The sequence below is a fragment of the Kitasatospora sp. NPDC057965 genome (genome assembly GCF_042887135.1).
Classification (GTDB): domain Bacteria; phylum Actinomycetota; class Actinomycetes; order Streptomycetales; family Streptomycetaceae; genus Kitasatospora.
Genome location: NZ_JBHVPZ010000021.1, coordinates 150,212 through 170,088, shown reverse-complemented (window position 1 = coordinate 170,088; position 19,877 = coordinate 150,212). Strand labels below are relative to the sequence as shown.

At 73.2% G+C, this 19,877-nt stretch carries 14 protein-coding genes; 11 read left to right on the top strand and 3 right to left on the bottom strand.

What is annotated here, in order from left to right:
- Positions 1-204: 204 nt before the first annotated feature.
- The 7 genes from ACFVVU_RS26430 (at position 205) to ACFVVU_RS26400 (ending at position 9,399) form a co-directional block, all read left to right on the top strand.
- The gene (locus ACFVVU_RS26430) at positions 205-1,326 is read left to right on the top strand and encodes a hypothetical protein (protein ID WP_380684609.1); all 1,122 of its coding nucleotides are present in this window, start codon (positions 205-207) and stop codon (positions 1,324-1,326) included.
- A 124-nt stretch (positions 1,327-1,450) separates the two neighbouring features.
- The gene (locus tag ACFVVU_RS26425; protein WP_387792589.1) at positions 1,451-2,920 is read left to right on the top strand and encodes a pyridoxal phosphate-dependent decarboxylase family protein; all 1,470 of its coding nucleotides are present in this window, start codon (positions 1,451-1,453) and stop codon (positions 2,918-2,920) included.
- A gap of 56 nt (positions 2,921-2,976) precedes the next feature.
- Entirely contained in the window at positions 2,977-4,431 is a 1,455-nt protein-coding gene (locus ACFVVU_RS26420) for a GNAT family N-acetyltransferase (RefSeq protein WP_380684607.1), read from the top strand.
- Between the two features lie 293 nt (positions 4,432-4,724).
- Entirely contained in the window at positions 4,725-5,987 is a 1,263-nt protein-coding gene (locus tag ACFVVU_RS26415; protein ID WP_355371978.1) for a MurT ligase domain-containing protein, read from the top strand.
- A 64-nt stretch (positions 5,988-6,051) separates the two neighbouring features.
- On the top strand, positions 6,052-6,780 hold the full coding sequence (locus ACFVVU_RS26410) for a glutamine amidotransferase (RefSeq protein ID WP_355371976.1): 729 nt from the start codon (positions 6,052-6,054) through the stop codon (positions 6,778-6,780).
- 370 nt (positions 6,781-7,150) lie between these two features.
- Complete coding sequence (locus tag ACFVVU_RS26405; RefSeq protein ID WP_355371973.1) at positions 7,151-8,176, top strand: 6-phosphofructokinase; 1,026 nt, start codon at positions 7,151-7,153, stop codon at positions 8,174-8,176.
- Positions 8,177-8,403: 227 nt separating this feature from the next.
- Positions 8,404-9,399 carry a 2-hydroxyacid dehydrogenase gene (locus ACFVVU_RS26400; RefSeq protein WP_380684606.1) on the top strand — a complete coding sequence of 332 codons (996 nt, stop codon included), beginning with the start codon at positions 8,404-8,406 and terminating at the stop codon, positions 9,397-9,399.
- 26 nt (positions 9,400-9,425) lie between these two features.
- Here ACFVVU_RS26400 and ACFVVU_RS26395 read toward each other — a convergent pair whose 3' ends face one another.
- Positions 9,426-10,994, bottom strand: coding sequence for an alpha/beta hydrolase (locus ACFVVU_RS26395; RefSeq protein WP_380684605.1), 1,569 nt, complete (start codon positions 10,992-10,994; stop codon positions 9,426-9,428).
- 434 nt (positions 10,995-11,428) lie between these two features.
- Here ACFVVU_RS26395 and ACFVVU_RS26390 point away from each other — a divergent pair, with 434 nt between their 5' ends.
- Positions 11,429-12,397, top strand: a complete 969-nt coding sequence (locus ACFVVU_RS26390) for a cytochrome c oxidase assembly protein (RefSeq protein ID WP_380684604.1) — start codon at positions 11,429-11,431, stop codon at positions 12,395-12,397.
- Positions 12,398-12,628: 231 nt separating this feature from the next.
- Here the strand turns inward: ACFVVU_RS26390 and ACFVVU_RS26385 are convergent, their stop codons facing one another.
- On the bottom strand, positions 12,629-14,851 hold the full coding sequence (locus tag ACFVVU_RS26385) for an NADP-dependent isocitrate dehydrogenase (RefSeq protein ID WP_387792586.1): 2,223 nt from the start codon (positions 14,849-14,851) through the stop codon (positions 12,629-12,631).
- A 455-nt stretch (positions 14,852-15,306) separates the two neighbouring features.
- Between ACFVVU_RS26385 and ACFVVU_RS26380 the strand changes: the two genes are divergently transcribed.
- The 3 genes from ACFVVU_RS26380 (at position 15,307) to ACFVVU_RS26370 (ending at position 18,100) form a co-directional block, all read left to right on the top strand.
- Positions 15,307-15,636 carry an SAV_915 family protein gene (locus tag ACFVVU_RS26380; protein WP_387792585.1) on the top strand — a complete coding sequence of 110 codons (330 nt, stop codon included), beginning with the start codon at positions 15,307-15,309 and terminating at the stop codon, positions 15,634-15,636.
- The gene (locus tag ACFVVU_RS26375; RefSeq protein ID WP_380684432.1) at positions 15,633-15,944 is read left to right on the top strand and encodes a hypothetical protein; all 312 of its coding nucleotides are present in this window, start codon (positions 15,633-15,635) and stop codon (positions 15,942-15,944) included. The genes ACFVVU_RS26380 and ACFVVU_RS26375 overlap by 4 nt, the downstream gene beginning before the upstream one ends.
- A 491-nt stretch (positions 15,945-16,435) precedes the next feature.
- Entirely contained in the window at positions 16,436-18,100 is a 1,665-nt protein-coding gene (locus tag ACFVVU_RS26370; RefSeq protein WP_380684431.1) for an APC family permease, read from the top strand.
- Positions 18,101-18,180: 80 nt separating this feature from the next.
- Here ACFVVU_RS26370 and ACFVVU_RS26365 read toward each other — a convergent pair whose 3' ends face one another.
- A complete protein-coding gene (locus tag ACFVVU_RS26365) occupies positions 18,181-19,806 on the bottom strand; it encodes an FAD-dependent oxidoreductase (RefSeq protein WP_380684430.1) in 1,626 nt (541 codons plus the stop codon).
- Positions 19,807-19,877: the final 71 nt, after the last annotated feature.

The following is a 19,877-nucleotide window of genomic DNA, read 5'->3' as shown; positions in this document are numbered from 1 at the left end:
GCGCGCACACCGCGCCGCCCGGGACCCGACGGGCCGCCAGGGCCCGTCCCGTGACCAGCCGCCAACCCGCGTCGTTGACCCGGCAGGAGGTGCGGTAGCGTCGCCGACACCTCCCGAATGGCGGTCGATAACGCGGAATCCGAAGCCCGTGCCGTCAGGATGGGGAGAGTCCCGTCCGTCTCGATCCGCCGGGGGATCTCCGTCATGCAACCGCGAGCCTTCGCGATCCTCACCGCCCTGCTGCTCGGGGTGCTCGGCCTGGGGTCGGTCGCCGTCACCGACTGGACGCCCGAGCCGGTCACCGCCGCGGTGGCCGAGCAGCCGGCCGCCCCCGGGGCCGGCACCGCGCAGCCGGCCGGCGGAGCCACCGCCGTCGGCGCCACGGCGACCGGGGACCCGGCGGTGTGGACCCGCTCGACGCTGCGCAACAAGCTGATGGCCGAGATGGACGCCAGCGACCCCGGCGTCGCGCTGGCCGACCTCGACCGGATCACCAAGCAGCTGCCCTACACCGTCCGGTTCTGCCACCCGATCGCCCACGAGCTCGGGCACGCGGCCGTCAAGCGGTTCAACGCCGACTTCCAGAAGGTCATCTCCTACCCGCACGAGACCTGCGCGGCCGGCTACCTGCACGGCGCCGTCGAGGAGATGCTCAACGCCTCCCCCCAGCCCGAGACCGACCTGGTCAAACTGTGCGCGCCCAAGAACAGCGGCCCCTGCATCCACGGCGTCGGCCACGGCACGATGTTCGTCGCCAAGCAGGACGTCGCCAAGGCCCGCGAGCTGTGCAACAAGTTCACCACCGACCAGAACCGGATCCGCTGCTCCGAGGGCCTGTTCATGCAGCTCTTCGGCCCCGACGAGGAGGACGAGAAGGCGAAGGCCAACCTCCCCGCCGACAAGCTCGCCCAGGACCCGCTCTACCCGTGCAAGGACCAGCCGTCGCTGTTCCAGTCCGCCTGCTACTTCTACGCGCCCACCTTCTACCTCTCCTCGCACGACTACCCGAACCACCCCGAGGTGTACGCCGAGGCCCTGAAGTGGTGCCTCAACGGCAAGGCCTCCGGCGGGGCGGTGGACTGCAGCCGGGGGGTGGGCTCGCGCACCATGAAGTACAACCTGGACCGTGAGGACTGGGCCGCCCAGCAGTGCGCGACCGCCGCGGACGGCTGGCAGCGCAAGGCCTGCGCGGAGGGCCTGGTCAGCTACTACACGGTCAACTACACCGACGCGGGGGCGGCCGGCCGGCTCTGCGCCAAGTTCACCGACAAGGAGATGCAGGGCTACTGCCGCTCGGCGAGCGGGCTCTCCGCCTCGCTCGACTGACCGCCGCCCGTCCTGCCTTTCGGGCCCGCGCCGCACGGCGCGGGCCCGTTTCCGTAGGATCACGGGGATTCGGGTGCGCCGAGGACGCCGCGCCACCAGGCCCGCACCACCCCCGGAGCCGCACATGACCTCCGACGCCCCCCGCACCGACGCCGCCGACACCGCCGACGACTTCCGCGCCGCCGCGCACACCGCCGCCGACCTGGCCGCCGACCACCTCGCCGGGCTGGCCGCCCGCCCGGTCTGGCAGCCGATGGACGACGCCGCCCGCCGCGCCCTGCTGGACGCCCCGCTGCCCGCGGCCGGCCGCCCGCTCGCCGAGCTGCTGGAGACCGTCGGCCGCGACGTGCTGCCGTACCCGATGGGCAACGGCCATCCCCGGTTCTTCGGCTGGGTGAACTCCGCCCCCGCCCCGGCGGGCGTGCTCGCCACCCTGGCCGCCGCCGCGATGAACCCCAGCTCGGCCGGCGGCGACCACGCCGACGTCCACCTGGAGCGGGCCGTGGTCCGCTGGATCGCCGAGCTGGTCGGCTTCCCGCACCCGCCCGGCGGCGGACTGCTCACCTCCGGCACCTCGATGGCGACCATCGTCTGCCTCGCCGCCGCCCGCGACCGGGCCGCGCGCGCCGGCGGGTGGGACGTCCGCGAGGACGGCCTGGCCGGGATGCCGCCGCTGGTCGGCTACGTCACCGGCGAGACCCACTCCTGCGTGCGCAAGGCCGCCGAGCTGCTGGGCCTCGGCAGCCGCTACCTGCGCACCGTGGCCACCGGCCCGGACGGCCGCCTCGACCCGGCCGACCTGCGCGCCGCCGTCGCCCGCGACCGGGCCGACGGACTGCTGCCCTTCCTGGTCGTCGCCTCGGCCGGCACCGTCGGCACCGGCGCGGTGGACGCCTTCCACCCGCTCGCCGACCTCTGCGCCGAGGAGCGCCTGTGGCTGCACGTGGACGGCGCCTACGGCGCGTTCGGCGTGCTCGACCCGGTGATCGCGCACCGCTACGCCGGGCTGGAGCGGGCCGACTCGCTCGCCCTCGACCCGCACAAGTGGCTCGGCGTCCCGGTCGACTGCGGCTGCGCGCTGGTCCGCGACCCCGAGGGGCTGCGCGCCGCCTTCAGCCTCGTCCCCTCCTACCTGCGCGACGAGACGGCCGGCGAGCTCGGCTGGTTCTCCGAGTACGGCACCGAGCAGACCCGCCCGTTCCGCGCCCTTAAGGTGTGGGCCACCATCGCCCACCGCGGCCGCGACGGCCTCGCCCGGGACGTCGCCCGTACCACCGCCCTCGCCCGCCGGCTCGGCGAACTCGTCTCCGCCGACCCCGATCTGGAGCTGCTCGCCGAGGTGCAGACCTCCATCGTCGCGTTCCGCCTCCGCCCGCCCGGCCTGACCGAGGCCGACCTGGACGCGCTCAACCGCGAGCTGCCCGCCGCCGTCCAGCGCCGCGGCCGCGCCTTCGTCACCGGCGCCCGGCTGGCCGGCCGCGAGATCCTGCGCGCCTGCCTGCTCAACCCGGCCACCACCGAAACGGACCTGCTGATCCTGCTCGACGAAGTGAAGGCTTCCGGTCGTGGGCCGGGCGATGCACGGCACCATTAACCGTCAGGTCACGGGGGATTCGTGATCGTGAAACACCGAAGCGGCAGATTGATGGCATGGAGCACCTGGAGAAGCCGAAGCCCGAGAACGTCCAGTCCCCGAACCCCTCCCGTGCCCAGCGCCGCGGCGGCCGTACCCACCGGTGGCGGCGCGACGCGGTGGAGCTCGCCGCCGTCTTCGTCTCGGTGACCACCGCCGACCTGGTGGCCAAGCTCGTGGTGCACGGGCCCGACGGACCGGTGGTGCTGGCCGCGTCCGCCACCGCCCTGCTCGCCACGGCGCTGTTCCACACCTGGTGGTCGCACCACCACCGGCTGCACGGACCGCCCGCACCGGACGCGCCCGCGCCACCGGCCGGGCCGGCCGTGCAGGTCGCGCCGGCCGCACAGGCCTCGCAGGCCTCGCAGGCCGAGCCGTTGAAGGGGCCGCTGCACGACTTCGAGGAGACCGCGCTGTGGCGGCTGCGCACCACGGTGCGGGACTCCCCCGGCAGCCTGGCCCGGATCTGCGCGGCCTTCGCGGCGCGGCAGGTGAACATCGTCTCGATGCAGTCCCACCCGCTGCCGTCCGGCGCGGTGGACGAGTTCTTCGTGCGCGCCCCGCGCTCGCTGGCCCGGGCCGACCTGGCCGCGCTGGTCGCCGGGGCCGGCGGCGACGACATCTGGACCGGCCCGGCCGACGCCCACGACCTGGTGGACCTGCCGACCCACGTCCTGGGGCTGGCCACCCGGACCGCGCTGGACGCCGCCGAGCTGCCGATCGCGCTGCGCCGGCTGTTCGGGCAGTGCGGCATCCGGCAGTACCCGGGCGCCGCCGCGCGGGCCGCCGCCGGGGTGGACGGGCACGTGATGCGGCTGCCGGTGCCCTCCGGGGACCTCGTCGAGCTCACCCGCCCGCAGCTGCCGTTCACCCCGACCGAGTTCGCCCGGGCGCAGGCGCTGGTCGAGCTGGACGCCCTGCTCGGGCCCCGGGTGCCGGACGTCCGGGCCCGGCTGAGCCTGCCGGCCGGCGCCGACCTGACCGTGCGGCGCGCCGACGCGGCGGACAAGGAGGCGGCGCTGGCGATGCACCACCGCTGCTCCCCCGACACGCTGCGCAAGCGGTACCACGGACCGGTCCGGGACGCCGACCGCTACCTGGACCACCTGCTGGACGCCCGGCACGGCCAGACCCTGGCCGTGGAGACGGCCGACGGTCGGATCGTCGCCCTCGGACACCTGATGTGGGACGACGAGGGCGCCGAGGTGGCGGTGTTGGTCGAGGACGCCTGGCAGCGGCGCGGGCTGGGCCTGGACCTGATGCGGCGGATGTCCGCGCTGGCCCTGGAGGCCGGGGTGGACACGGTGTACGCGGTCACCCAGTCCTCCAACTCCGGGCTGATCGCCACCATGCGGCGGCTGGCGGCGCCGCTGGACCACCAGGTGGAGGACGGGACCCTGGTCATCACCGCGCACCTGGCGGAGGCGGCCGAGGAGCTCCCGGTGCCCTGGCAGACCCGCCCGGGCCGGTAATCATCTGGTCATTTCTTCACCACACCCTCACCAAGGGCTCCTCCCGCCCCGGCGGCCGGAACCGCCGCACCCCGGCGGTGCGTCCCCGACGGCGAACGGCCCCTCCGTACACCGCCGGCCCCGACCCCGTGTCAGGACCGCCCGGACGGGCTCTCCGGGCGCTCCACAGCAGGCGGCACGGGGTCCGGGGCGCCGAGCCGGGCAGCGGAGTCGGTAGGCTGATCCCGTCCCCGCCGCCCGACGGCCCGTAGTCCGGCCCCGGGCGGTGCCGCAGCAAGGAGGAACCACTGAGCATGGCAGGCACCGAATCGGAGCCCACAGGCGCACGCGACGCCTCGCTGCCGGCGCGCGCGAAGATCGCGGTGACCGCCGGCAAGGTGGCCGCCGCCGTCTCCCGCAAGGCCGGGCGCGGCAGCGGATCGGTGATCGGCGGCAAGGTCGCCCTGAGGCTCGACCCCGATCTGCTCGCCACCCTCGCCGAGAACCTCGACGTGGTGCTGGTCAGCGCCACCAACGGCAAGACCACGACCACCCGTCTGATCGCCGAGGCGCTGCGCGCCGCCGGCCCGGTCGTCTCCAACGCGCTCGGCGCCAACATGCCGGCCGGCATCACCTCCGCCCTGGCCGGCGGCTCCGAGGCCCGCTTCGGCGTCATCGAGGTCGACGAGAAGTACCTGGCGATGGTGGCCCGGGACACCCGCCCCAAGGCGATCGCCCTGCTCAACCTCTCCCGCGACCAGCTCGACCGCGCCGCCGAGACCCGCATGATGGCGGAGAAGTGGCGCGAGGGCCTGCAGGACACCGAGGCCGTGGTGATCGCCAACGCCGACGACCCGCTGGTGACCTGGGCCGCGTCCTCCTGCAAGAAGGTGGTCTGGGTGGCCGCCGGACAGGCGTGGAAGGAGGACGCCTGGTCCTGCCCGGCCTGCGGCGGCGTGATGCAGCGCCCCGGCGACGACTGGTTCTGCCAGGAGTGCGGCTTCCGGCGCCCCAACCCGCACTGGGCCCTGCAGGGCACCCACGTCATCGACCCGCAGCGCGGCGCCTGGCCGATCCAGCTCCAGCTGCCCGGCCGGGCCAACCTGGCCAACGCCACCAGCTCGGCCGCCGTCGCCGCCGTGTTCGGCGTCTCCCCGCAGGTCGCGCTGGAGCGGATGCGCTCCGTCACCGCGGTGGCCGGCCGCTACGACGTCGTCCAGTACCAGGGCCGCGACATCCGGCTGCTGCTGGCCAAGAACCCGGCCGGCTGGCTGGAGACCTTCTCGCTGATCGACGGCCCGCCGACCCCGGTGGTGCTCTCGGTCAACGCCCTGGACGCCGACGGCACCGACACCTCGTGGCTGTGGGACGTGGACTACGAGCGGCTCGCCGGGCACCCGGTGTTCGTGCTGGGCCAGCGCAAGCTGGACCTGGCGGTGCGCCTGGAGGTCGCCGGCCTGCAGTTCCACGTCGTGGACTCGCTGGAGCAGGCCGTCCGGATGGCGCCGCCCGGCCGGATCGAGGCGATCGCCAACTACACCGCCTTCCAGCAGCTGCGGAAGGTCGTGGCCGGCTGATGCCGGCCACCCGCCCAGCAGCCCCAGCAGCCCACCGCACGTACGTCATGGAAGGCCTTCGAGGATGAGTGAGAGCAGCCTGCGCGTGGTCTGGGTCTACCCCGACCTGCTCAGCACCTACGGCGACCGCGGCAACGCCCTGGTCGTGGAGCGCCGGGCCCGGCAGCGCCACCTCAACGTGACCCGGATCGACGTCCGCTCCGACCAGGCGGTGCCCACCAGCGGCGACATCTACCTGATCGGCGGCGGCGAGGACCGTCCGCAGCGGCTCGCCGCCGAGCGGCTGCGCAACGACTCCGGGCTGGTGCGGGCCTCCGAGAACGGCGCGATCATCTTCGCGGTCTGCGCCGGCTACCAGATCCTCGGCCACGAGTTCATCAACGACCTCGGCCAGCGCGAGCCGGGCCTCGGCCTGCTGGACGTGTGGACCAGCCGCGGCGAGGGCGAGCGCTGCGTCGGCGACGTGCTGGCCGACGTCGACCCGGCCCTCGGCCTGCCGCAGCTGACCGGGTTCGAGAACCACCAGGGCGTGACCCACCTCGGCCAGGGCGTCAAGCCGCTGGCCCGGGTCACCGCCGGCCGGGGCAACGGCACCGGCGACGGCACCGAGGGCGCCTGGCGGGACACCGTCTTCGGCACCTACCTGCACGGCCCGGTGATGGCGCGCAACCCCGCCGTCGCCGACATGCTGATCAAGCTGGCGCTGGACGTGAACGCCCTGCCGCCGGCCGACACCACCTGGTACGACGCGCTGCGCTCCGAGCGCATCGCGGCCACGACGCGCCCCGCGTAGCACGTCCCGGGCCCGTCCGACCGGGTGCCCGCGATGCGGTCACCCGGCCCACGGGCGGGCCGGAACGTACGACAATGGGGCTGCCCCTTCCCGGGGCTGCCGGCTGCACACCCTCCTCGGCAGCAGGCTGCACTTCCACGCGGGGGCGCCGACGGCGCCGCTCCCGCGTCGGCTCCTGCCCGGCCGGACGCAGGGGCCGTATGCTCGACACCCACGGCCGGTTTCGGATGTTCTGTCCGAATCGGCCGGTCCTTCACCCGGCGGCCATCTCCGCGTCAACCCGGCGCGGGAACGGCTCGCTACGGTGGCGGTCCGTCGTCCCAGCCTGTAGTCCGGCCGTTCCTCGGTTCTGCTCGGGAGTTGCAAAGCAATGCGTATTGGAGTGCTGACCAGCGGCGGTGACTGCCCCGGCCTGAACGCGGTGATCCGCTCCGTGGTCCACCGGGGGGTGGTCGACCACGGCGACGAGATCATCGGGTTCGAGGACGGCTGGCGCGGTTTCCTGGAGGGGCACCACCGGCCCCTGACCCTCGACTCGGTGAGCGGGATCCTCGCCCAGGGCGGCACCATCCTCGGTTCCTCCCGGGTCCAGCCCAGCCACCTGCGCGACGGCGTCGAGCGCGCCAAGCAGTACTGCGCGGACCTCGGCCTGGACGCGGTGATCCCGATCGGCGGCGAGGGCACCCTGAAGGCCGCCAAGCTGATGAGCGACGCGGGCCTGCCGATCGTCGGCGTGCCGAAGACCATCGACAACGACATCGCCTGCACCGACGTCACCTTCGGCTTCGACACCGCCGTGTCGGTCGCCACCGAGGCGCTGGACCGGCTGAAGACCACCGCCGAGTCGCACCAGCGCGTCATGGTCGTCGAGGTCATGGGCCGTCACACCGGCTGGATCGCGCTGAACGCGGGCATGGCCGCCGGTGCGCACGCGATCGTCGTCCCGGAGCGCCCGTTCCACATCGAGAAGCTCACCGCCGTCGTCCGGGAGCGCTTCGACCGGCAGAAGAAGTTCGCGATCGTGGTCTGCGCCGAGGGCGCCAAGCCCGAGCCCGGCACCATGCACTGGGAGGAGGGCACCAAGGACATCTACGGCCACGAGCGCTTCACCGGCATCGCGACCCAGCTCTCCCGCGAGCTGGAGCACCGCCTCGGCAAGGAGGCCCGCCCGGTGATCCTCGGCCACACCCAGCGCGGCGGCACCCCGACCGCCTACGACCGGGTGCTCGCCACCCGGTTCGGCTGGCACGCCGTGGAGGCCGTCCACCAGGGCGCCTTCGGGCACATCACCGCCCTGCAGGGCACCGACATCAACCTGGTGCCGCTGGGCGAGGCGGTGGCCGAGCTGAAGACCGTGCCGGCCGACCGCTACCTGGAGGCCGAGACGGTCATCTGACCGCCTCGCTCCCCCGCTTCGCCGTTCACCACTTCACCGCGGAGCCCCGCCCCCCGAGCGCGCGAGCCTCGGGGGGCCGGAGCCGTTCTCGGCAGCCGCCCTGCCGGGAGCGGGACCGCCGGATCAGAAGCCGGTGTTCGGAGTCGGTCATCTTTGCTTGGTCTTGATCAGTGGGCCAGAGTGGACGACACCGTGGACCGGCCCCCCAACGGAAGGACACCAAGGCGATGGAGATCCTCGCGTACGGCGTGCAGGCGGATGAGCGGCCGCTGATGGAGGAAGCGTTCGCGGGCCGGTACGGGCTGCGCTGCCTGTCCGTCTTCCTCAACCGCGACACCGCCCCGCTGGCCGCCGGCTACCCCGCCGTCAGCAGCAGCGTCAACGACGTCCTGGACGCCGGGACCCTCGCCGTCCTCGCCGCCGGCGGCACGAAGCTGATCGCCCAGCGCTCCACCGGCTTCAACAACATCGACCTGGACGCCGCCGCCGAACTCGGTCTCACCGTCGCCCGGGTCTCCCACTACAGCCCGTACTCAGTTGCCGAACACGCCTGGACCCTGGCCCTCGCCGTCAACCGGCGCCTCACCCGCGCCGCCAACCGCTCCCGCGAGTTCGACTTCCGCCTCGACGGCCTGCTCGGCCGCGACATCCACGGCATGACCGTCGGCGTCATCGGCACCGGCAAGATCGGCGAGTGCTTCGCCCGCATCGCCGCCGGCTTCGGCACCCACCTCCTCGGCTGGGACATCACCCGCAACCCCGCCTGCCTCGACCTCGGCATGGCCTACACCGAACTCCCCGAACTGCTCACCCGCGCCGACCTCATCAGCCTCCACGTTCCCCTCCTCCCCGCCACCCACCACCTGATCGACAGCGCCGCCCTCGCCCGCATGAAGGACGACGCGATCCTCGTCAACTCCAGCCGCGGCGGCCTCATCGACAGCGCCGCCCTGGTCGAGACCCTGCGCGCCGGACGCCTCTCCGGCGTCGGCCTCGACGTCTACGAGGAGGAGACCGGCGTCTTCTTCACCGACCGCTCCATCCACGGCATCACCGACGACACCCTCGCCCGCCTCGTCACCTTCCCCCAGGTCCTGGTCACCAGCCACCAGGCCTACTTCACCCACACCGCCGTCGGCCAGATCATCGACGCCACCGTCCGCAACATCGACGACCACGCCAAGGGCCGCACCAACGAGAACACCCTCGTCCCCAGGAGCTGACGACCGTGCTCCCGCTTCTCACGGGCCTACGGGCGGTGTGACGGTCGGGGTGACGGGCAGTCGGCGTCTTGGGCGGGGAGGACGCCGTCGAGGAGGTAGCGGTCGACTGCGGCGTCCACGCAGGTGTCACGCGGGGCGAACAGGCCCGCGTAGACGGTGTGGCGGAAAGCGCCGCGCAGGGTCACCAGGCGGGAGCCGGTCAGCGCGCGGTGGGCGGAGAGCTGGCCGGGGTAGGTGGCGGCCGGGTCGCCGTCGGCGCCGACCAGCAGGACCGGGACGGCGTTGCGCACCCGGGTGGGCGGCTCAGCGGGGTCCGTGGGCCAGTAGGTGCAGGGCGTGAGATTGCGGGTGAGCGGGCCGAACAGCGGCTCGTCGGCGCGGTGGGCCCGGATGTCCCGGTAGTAGGCGAGCGGGTCGCGCGAGGCGGCGCGGTCCGCGCACATGATCGCGGTCTGCACGGCGGCGTAGCCGCCGGTGTCGGGGGCCTCCAGTCCGGCCAGTACCGCCTCCAGCAGTGCGGTCGGCGGGGTCGGCCGGCCGTCGGCGACGTCGGCCAGGACGTGCACCAGGGCGGAGAACTCCTCGTAGGCGGCGTCGTCGTCGCCGGCCGACACCGTCCACAGCACCTGCGGCAGGGCCCGGGCGTCGACCCGGTGGGCACCGACCGCCAGCGGGGCGCGCTCGGCGGCCAGGCGCACCCGCTCGACCGAGGCCAGCACCTCGGCGGTGGTCACGCCCAGGTGGTGGCGGTCGTCGTGGCCGGCCGCCCAGGCGGCCCAGGCGGTGAGCGCGGCCCCCATCGCGGGGCCCTGGGTGGCGGTCAGGTCGGGGCCGAAGCGGTCCGGGTCCATGGCCGCGTCGAACACCGCCCGCCCGACCCGGTCGGGGAACATCTGGAGGTAGACCTCGCCGAGGTAGCTCCCGTAGGACGAACCGAGATAGGCGACCGTCGGCTCGCCGAGGACGGCGCGCACCAGGTCCATGTCCCGGGCGGTGTTGCGGGTGGAGGCGTGCGGCAGCAGGGCGCGGTACGGGGCGCAGCGGGCCGCGAGGTCCTTGGCGACCTCGGCGGCCCGGTCGAAGCCCAGCCGGTCGGGGCCGGCCGAGCCGGGGCCGGCCGTCGGCCAGCCGCAGTCGAGGGGGGTGCTGGCACCGACGAAGCGCGGGTCCATGCCGACGATGTCGTACCGGGCGCCGACGGCGGGGGCGGCCTGGCGCAGGGCGAGGGCGAGCCCGCGGGCGGGGACGCCTGGGCCACCGGGGTTGTAGAACAGGGTGCCCAGCCGGTGGGCGGGGTCGGTGGCGGGCAGCCGGGAGAGGGCGACGCCGATCGTCCTTCCCTCGGGACGGCGGTAGTCGAGGGGGACGGTCACCTCGGTGCAGCGGGCGCCGGCGGCGTCGAGTTCGGCGCCGGCGGCGTCCTCCGGGCCGGTCGCGCAGGGGTGCCAGACCGGCTGCCGGCCGCGCAGCGCGGCGAGCGGGTCGGCGGCGGCCGGCGCGGTGACGCCGAGTGCCGATGCCGGTACGGCCGACGCGGTGAGGACGGACAGGGCCAGCGCCGCCACAGCGGCGGCCGACTTGGCGGCGCGGATCACGGTGTTTCCCCTCGGGTGCCTCGGTGGACCGTCGGGGCGACCGTAGGCGCCCGCGACGGCCGGGCGCGTCCACCACCGGTACCGGCCTCCCCCGCCGAAGTGCCGCTACGGATCTGCTACTTCAGGACCATCCGCGGCCGCGCGCCAGGCGCGGTGCACCGCCGGGCGGAGGTCGTTTCCGGACGAAGGGCACAGCCGCGGGCGCGGTTCCTCGCCGATCGAACCCGTACTGGCGAGCGGCTCGGCGGACGGCCCGGCGGACGGCCCGGCGGGCGGCGGTCCCACCCGACCGGGGGGACGGAACGGGGGCCGGGGAACCGGCCGGGGTAAGGCCCGCCTAGGCTGTATGCCGAAGCAAAACGGGCGAACCGGACCCGTCCAGGGTCCGGGACGAGGGAAAGCGGGACTCGCCGATGGGCGACGGAATGTCAGGCATGCACCACCACGGCGGGATGACCGAACTCGGCCCCTTCTCGCTCTCCAACGTGCTCACCTGGTCTCCCGACTGGGTGTTCCTGATCGGCAGCCTGGCCGCGCTCGCGCTGTACCTCACCGGCGTGGTCCGGCTGCGGCGGCGCGGCGACAGCTGGCCGATCGGACGCACGGTGGCCTGGGTGCTGGGCGTCGGCTCGGTGATCCTGGTCACCTGCACCGGGCTGAACGACTACGGCATGGTGCTGTTCAGCGCGCACATGATGCAGCACATGGTGCTCTCCATGCTGTCGCCGATCCTGCTGCTGCTCGGCGGGCCGATCACCCTGGCGCTGCGCGCACTGCGGCCGGCCGGCAAGGGACGTCCGCGCGGACCGCGCGAGCTGCTGGTGGCGCTGCTGCACTCGACCTACATCAAGGTGGTCTCGCACCCGGCCTTCACCATCCCGCTGTTCATCGCGAGCCTCTACGGGGTCTACTTCACCCCGCTGTTCGACTTCCTCATGCAGTACCGGCTCGGGCACATCTTCATGATGGTGCACTTCCTGGCGACCGGCCTGGTGTTCTTCTGGCCGATCATGGGCGTGGACCCGGGCCCGCACCGGCCGGGCCACGTGATGCGGATCATCGAGCTGTTCATGGGCATGCCGTTCCACGCCTTCTTCGGCGTCGCGGTGATGATGGCCAACCACCAGCTGGTGAACACCTTCACCACCGAGATGGCGCCACCCGGCACCGATCTGCTGGCCGACCAGAAGCTCGCCGGCGGCATCACCTGGGCGTTCGGCGAGATCCCGACCGCGATCGTGCTGATCGCGCTGGTCTACCAGTGGATGGGCTCGGAACAGCGGCTCTCGCGCCGCCGCGACCGCGCCGAGGACCGCAGCGGTGACGCCGAGCTGGCGGCGTACAACGCCTACCTGGCCTCGCTGGACCAGCGCAGCCGGCGCCCCGCGGCCGACGCCGGCTGAGCCCCGGCGGCAGCGCCGAAGGAGCCCCCGTCCGATCCGGACGGGGGCTCCGGCGTTTCCGGAAACGTTTCCAGGAGCGTTCGCGGGAGCGTTCGCGGGAGCGTTCGCGGGAGCATTTCCGGAAGCGCTCCCGCCCGGGCGCCCGGGCCCCGCGGGGAAACGCCGGGAGGCCCCGGAGGTCCGCTGTCGGACCTCCGGGGCCTCCCGGGTTCAACCCCTGTGCCCCCGGGCTCAGCCGAGGTTGGCGAGCGCCTCGTTGAGGGTCTTCGACGGGCGCATCACGGCCGCGGCCTTGGCCGGGTCCGGCTGGTAGTAGCCGCCCAGGTCGACCGGGGAGCCCTGCACCGCGATGAGCTCCTCGACGATCGCCTGCTCCTGCTCGGTGAGCGTCTTGGCCAGGCCCTCGAAGGCCTGGGCGAGCTCGGCGTCCTCGGTCTGGCCGGCCAGCTCCTGGGCCCAGTACGTGGCCAGGTAGAAGTGGCTGCCGCGGTTGTCGATGCCGCCGAGGCGGCGGCTCGGCGACTTGTCCTCGTTGAGGAAGGTGCCGGTGGCGCGGTCCAGCGTGTCGGCCAGCACCTGGGCGCGGGCGTTCCCGGTGGTGCGGGCCAGGTGCTCGAAGCTGGCGGCCAGCGCGAAGAACTCGCCCAGGCTGTCCCAGCGCAGGTAGTTCTCCTTGACCAGCTGCTGGACGTGCTTCGGGGCGGAGCCGCCGGCGCCGGTCTCGAACAGGCCGCCGCCGTTGATCAGCGGGACGACCGACAGCATCTTGGCGCTGGTGCCCAGCTCCAGGATCGGGAACAGGTCGGTCAGGTAGTCGCGCAGCACGTTGCCGGTGACCGAGATGGTGTCCTCGCCGCGGCGGATGCGCTCCAGCGAGAACGTGGTGGCCTCGACCGGGGACTTGATCTCGATCTGCAGGCCGTCGGTGTCGTGCTCCGCGAGGTAGGTCTTCACCTTCTCGATCAGCACGGCGTCGTGGGCGCGGGTCTCGTCCAGCCAGAAGACGGCCGGGGTGCCGGAGACGCGGGCGCGGGTGACGGCCAGCTTCACCCAGTCGCGGATCGGCAGGTCCTTGGTCTGGCAGGAGCGGAAGATGTCGCCCGGCTGGACGGCCTGCTCCAGGACGACGTTGCCCTCGGTGTCGACCAGGCGGACGGTGCCGGCCGCGGCGATCTCGAAGGTCTTGTCGTGGCTGCCGTACTCCTCGGCGGCCTGGGCCATCAGGCCGACGTTCGGGACCGAGCCGATGGTGGCCGGGTCCAGGGCGCCGTGGGCGCGGCAGTCGTCGATGACGGCCTGGTAGACGCCCGCGTAGCTGCTGTCCGGCAGCACGGCGAGGGTGTCGGCCTCCTGGCCGTCCGGGCCCCACATGTGGCCGGAGGTGCGGATCATGGCCGGCATCGAGGCGTCGACGATGACGTCGCTCGGCACGTGCAGGTTGGTGATGCCCTTGTCGGAGTCGACCATGGCCAGGGCCGGGCCCTCGGCCAGCTCGGCCTCGAACGAGGCCTTGATCTCCGCGCCCAGGTGCGGCACGTTCTCCAGGCCGGCCAGGATGCCGCCGAGGCCGTTGTTCGGGTTCAGGCCCGCGGCGACGAGCACGTCGCCGTACTTGGCGAAGGTCTGCGGGAAGAAGGCGCGGACCACGTGGCCGAAGATGATCGGGTCGGAGACCTTCATCATGGTGGCCTTCAGGTGGACCGAGAACAGCACGCCCTCGGCCTTGGCCCGGGCCACCTGCGCGGCCAGGAACTCGTTCAGCTCGGCGGCGCGCATGACCGAGGCGTCCACGACCTCGCCGGCCAGCACCGGGACGGACTCGCGCAGCACGGTGGTGGCGCCGTCCTCGGCGACCAGCTCGATGCGCAGCGCGCCGTCGGCGGCGATGACGGCCGACTTCTCGGTGGAGCGGAAGTCGTTCTCGCCCATGGTGGCGACGTTGGTCTTGGAGTCGGCCGACCAGGCGCCCATGCGGTGCGGGTGGGTCTTGGCGTAGTTCTTGACCGACGCGGGGGCGCGGCGGTCCGAGTTGCCCTCGCGCAGGACCGGGTTGACGGCGCTGCCCTTGACCTTGTCGTAACGGGCGCGGACGTCCTTGTCCTCGTCGGTCTGCGGGTCGTCCGGGTAGTCCGGCAGCGCGTAGCCCTGCGCCTGCAGCTCGGCGATGGCCGCCTTGAGCTGGGGGATCGAGGCCGAGATGTTCGGCAGCTTGATGATGTTGGCACCCGGGGTCTTGGCGAGCGCGCCCAGCTCGGCGAGGGCGTCGCCGATCCGCTGGTCCTCGGTCAGACGCTCCGGGAAGCTCGCGATGATCCGCCCGGCGAGGGAGATGTCGCGAGTCTCCACCTTCACGCCGGCCGTCGAGGCATAGGCCTGCACCACCGGCAGGAACGAGTAGGTGGCCAGGGCCGGCGCCTCGTCGGTGTGCGTATAGATGATGGTCGAGTCAGTCATCGGTACTCCGCTTCACGTCTCCAACGTCTTGACGTCAAGATATCTCGTGACCGCCCCTTCGCTCCACCTCCCCCCGGGCACGGATCAGCTCCACCGTCGTCCCGGCGCGGTCGCGGGGCAACCGGAGCGGGCCGGGCGGCGCCTCAACGGGCCCCGCGGAGGACGGCGAGACGGGCGTCGGACTCGGCCTCGTCGGCCGCCGGCGGTCCGGGTGCTCAGGGTGCTCAGGGTGAAGAACTCCACACCGAAAGGGAAGGCCGTCCGGTGAGCGGTGCACCCGGCCGTCAGGACTTCGTCAACACGGTGCGGCATTCGGTCAACGCTGTGTCAGGACTGTTCACCGTGCGCCCGCGCCCGCCCTAGCTTCGGAGGAGCGGTCACGAGCGATCGCGCGCAGCACCGAGCAGCACCGAGCAGTTCCGGCAGGCCCCACTCCACCACTCGGGAGCACCCGCATGGCCCGCGTCGTCGTCTGGCACGTCCCGGTCACCGTCACCGGACGCACCACCTCCCTGCGCCTCTTCCGTCTGCGCGACGGCAGCCGCTGCGCCGTCGGCTTCAGCTCGGCGGAGGCGCTCGCCGAACTGCTCGGCCCGGAGCAGGCCGCCGTCGAACTCGGCGAACCGGCGCTGCGCGCGCTGACCGCGCCGCTCGGCATCGACGACCTGGTGCTGGATCCGCGCCTGGTCGCCCCGTCGGTGAACGGCCCGTCCGGCGCCGACGCCGCCCGCCCGGCCGCCGGGCAGCCCGCCGCCCGCTCCGGCGCGCACCTCCAGCACCGGTGAGCGCACTCCACCTGGTCCCGGACGCGCCGCAGCCCGAGCCGGCCCGCACGCTGCAGGCGCTGGCCCGGGTGAGCTACGGTCCGGTCCCGCTCGACTTCGAGCGGCTGGCCGCCGAGATCCCGGCGGTGCAGAGCGGGCTGGCCCTGGCCGGCGACGCCGACCTCGAACTGCGGCTCGCCTGCACCGGCCCGGAGGAGTTACGCGCCGTCTCCGCCGCCCTGCTCCGGGCCGGCGCCGCCCACGTCCGCGTCGACCTGGTCCTGCGCGCCCTGGTCCCCGCCCGGCCGGCCCTGCGCCCGGTGCCCTGACACCCCCGGACGCCCGTGCCCGCCCGCCGGCCTCCACGACGGGGTGCCGGGCGGGGCCCGGCCGGATGAAGTCCACCGGTGGTACGGGCGGCGCTCATCGGCCCGGGAACGGCGGAGCCGCCGGGCTTGGTGCGTGGAGTGGGCCGCCCGCTAGCGGACGGGCGGCGGCAGGATCCGGGAACGCATGGGGTCACCCTACGCGATCCGGGAACGACTGCATCTTTATACGAACGGTCTGATTCCTATGATCCAATCGCCCAGCCATCCTGCACGAGTACGAACCAATGCTCAAATCGGGCTCAAATGGCGGAACTACTCATGAGTCACGTAACGGGCGCATGAACAGATCGCCGCCTACCTGCGGAAATATCCTGCGAAGTAGGTAAACATTCAGTAATGAAATCTGTGCAGATGTCTCTGAATACGCCTACCGTGTGGCAACTCTCCGCGCTCCGCACGACCGGAGCCCCCACAGCACAGAGAGATTGCGCATGGCCTCCCTCAACCAGCTCACCCCGCCCGGCACGGGCACCGGTTCCGGCACCGGAACCACCACCCACCGGTCACTCCGCCGCGAAGTCGGCCTCATCGGCCTCATGTGGGCCTCGGTCGGTTCGATCATCGGCTCGGGCTGGCTCTACGGCGCCAAGAACGCCGTCGTCGTCGCCGGACCGGCGGCGCTCGTCTCCTGGGGCATCGGCGCGGTCGCCATCGTCCTGCTCGCCTTCGTGCACGCCGAGCTCGGCGGCATGTTCCCGGTCGCCGGCGGCACCGCCCGCTACCCGCACTACGCCTTCGGCGGGCTGGCCGGCATGTCCTTCGGCTGGTTCTCCTGGCTGCAGGCCGCCACCGTCGCGCCCATCGAGGTCGAGGCGATGATCGGCTACGCCGGGCACTGGGAGTTCGCGCAGGGCTTCCTCAACGCCAACGGCACCCTCACCCCGAGCGGCATGGTGGTCGCCGTCCTGCTGATGGGCCTGTTCGTCGCGGTCAACTTCCTCGGCGTCCGGGTGCTCGCCCGCACCAACAGCGCCGCCACCTGGCTGAAGATCTTCGTCCCGCTGTTCGCGATCTTCGTGCTGTCCGTGACCAACTTCCACGGCTCCAACTTCAGCTCGCACGGCTTCGCCCCGTTCGGCATCAAGGGCGTGCTGACCGCGGTCAGCGCCAGCGGCATCATCTTCGCCCTGCTCGGCTTCGAGCAGGCGATCCAGCTGGCCGGCGAGAGCCGGAACCCCAAGCGCGACATCCCCCGCGCCGTGCTCGGCTCGGTCGCCATCGGCACCGCGATCTACGTGCTGCTGCAGGTCGTCTTCATCGCCGCGCTGCCCGCCTCCTCCTTCGCCAACGGCTGGGACAAGCTCGACTTCCCCGGCATCGACGGCCCCTTCGCCGGCCTCGCCACCGTGGTCGGCCTGGGCTGGCTGGCCTGGGTGCTGTACTTCGACGCCATCGTCTCCCCCGGCGGCACCGGCCTCATCTACACCACCTCCACCTCGCGCATCGCGTACGGCCTCAGCAAGAACGGCTACGCGCCGCAGCTCTTCGAGCGGGTCGACAAGCGCGGCGCCCCGTGGTTCGGCCTCATCATGTCGTTCGTCACCGGCGTCATCTGCTTCATGCCCTTCCCGAGCTGGCAGGAGCTGGTCGGCTTCATCACCTCGGCCAGCGTGCTGATGTACGCCGGCGCCCCGCTCGCCTTCGGCGCGCTGCGCCGCCGGCTGCCGGAGCGCGAGCGCTCCTACCGCCTGCCCGGCGGCGCGGCCGTCGCCCCGGCGTCCTTCATCGTCTCCAGCCTCATCATCTACTGGTCCGGCTGGCACACCCTGTCCCGCCTGGGTGTCGCCATCGTCATCGGCTACCTGCTGCTCGGCGGCTACGCCACCTACGCCATCCGCAAGGGCCTGCCGAACGCCCCGCACATGGACTGGCGGGCGGCCCAGTGGCTGCCGGCCTACCTGCTGGGCCTCGGCCTGATCTCCTGGCAGGGCGGCTTCGGCGACGGCACCGGCCGGATCCCGATGTGGTGGGACATGGCGGCGGTCGCCGTCTTCTCCCTGGCCATCTACTACTGGGCGATCCGGGTCGCCCTGCCGGCCGACATCATCGAGCGGAACATCGAGGACGTCGAGGTCGTCGACGAGGGCGGCCACTGACCCCGCGACGGACATGACGAAGGGCCCGCCGGCCATGTGCGACCCGGCGGGCCCTTCCGTTGCTCGCCCGCCCGCCCCCGCTACAGCGACAGCACCGTGCGCAGCGCGTGCTCGACGGCGGCCTCGGGGTCGTCGGCCGGGTGCTCGGAGCGCCAGGCGACGAAGCCGTCGGGGCGCACCAGCAGGGCGCCGTCGGGGCGGATGCCGTGCAGGGCGGCGAAGTCGGCGCCCGGTTCGGGGGCCAGGTCGTCGTCCGCGCCGTCGCCGATCCGGTAGGCGTCCAGCGGGACGGCCAGCCGGTCCGCCGCCCGGCGGGCGGCGTCCTGCCAGGCGGTGCCGGCCGAGCCGGTCAGCAGCACCATCGCCTGCTCGTACAGGTCGAGGGTGGACAGCCGCACGCCCGCCCGCAGCAGCCACTGGTGCGGCGCCCGGCTGCCCGGCTCGCCCGTGGACTCGAAGGACTCCGGGACCACCGGGCCGGCCGGGTCGGTGCCGAGCACCGCGCCCTCCCGGTAGCGGTAGCCGAGCGCCACCGCCAGCACCCCGGCCTGCCGGCCGACGCCCGGGACGACGGCGTACCCGGGGTGGCTGTGCTCGGCGGAGCGGGCCGAGGCGCGCTCGCTCGTCACCTGCGCCACCGGCCGGCGCTCGTGCCCGTAGGTCTCCAGCAGGCCCGGGCCGGCCCAGCCGCAGAGCACCGCGGCGAGCTTCCAGGCCAGGTTGTGCGCGTCCTGGATGCCGGTGTTGGAGCCGAACGCGCCGGTCGGCGACATTTCGTGCGCGGAGTCCCCGGCCAGGAACACCCGCCCGCCCGAGTAGCGCTCGGCGACCCGCTCGGCGGCGTGCCACGGGGCCTTGCCGGTCACCTCGACGTCGAGCTCGGGCATCCCGACGGCGGCCCGGATGTGCCGGGCGCAGCGCGCGTCGGTGAACGCCTCCAGCGGCTCGCCCAGCTCCGGGTGCCAGGGCGCGTGGAAGACCCACTCCTCCCGGTTGTCGACCGGCAGCAGGGCGCCGTCCGCCTCCGGGTTGGTGAGGTAGCAGGCGATGAAGTGGCGGTCGCCGACGGCCTCGGCCAGCCGCTTGGCCCGGAAGGTGATGCTGACGTTGTGGAACAGCTCGCCCTTGCCGCTCCGGCCGATGCCCAGCCGGTCGCGGGCCGGGCTGCGCGGGCCGTCCGCCGCGATCAGGTACTGCGCCCGGACGACCCGCTCCTCGCCGGTCTCCCGGCTGCGCAGCAGCGCGGTGACGCCGTCGGCGTCCTGCTCGAAGGAGACCAGCTCGGTGCCGAAGCGGATCTCCGCGCCCAGCTCGCGGGCGGTCCGGCGCAGCACCGGTTCCAGGTCGTTCTGGCTGCACAGGCACCATGAGCTGGGGCTGAAGCGGGCCAGCCGTCCGCCGGGGTCGATCTCCCGGAACAGCCACTCCTGTTCCTCGCCGGTCAGCGAGGGTGCCTGCAGGATGCCGTGGTTCGGGGCCAGGACGGACGCCGCCTCGCGGATCGCCCCCTCGATCCCGGCCACCCGGTACAGCTCCATCGTCCGCACGTTGTTGCCTCGGCCACGCGGGTGATGCGAGGTGTCGGCGTGCTTCTCGACGAGCAGGTGCCTGACACCCAGTCGGCCCAGGAAGAGCGAGGCCGACAGCCCGACCAGCGAGCCGCCGACGATCAGGACCGGCACCCGGTCGTCCACCTTCGGATTCATCAATTGCTCCAGCCTGTACGGGAGTTCGTGGCCTGGCGCGGGCCTCGGCGGGGCCCTCTCGGGGGCCCGCG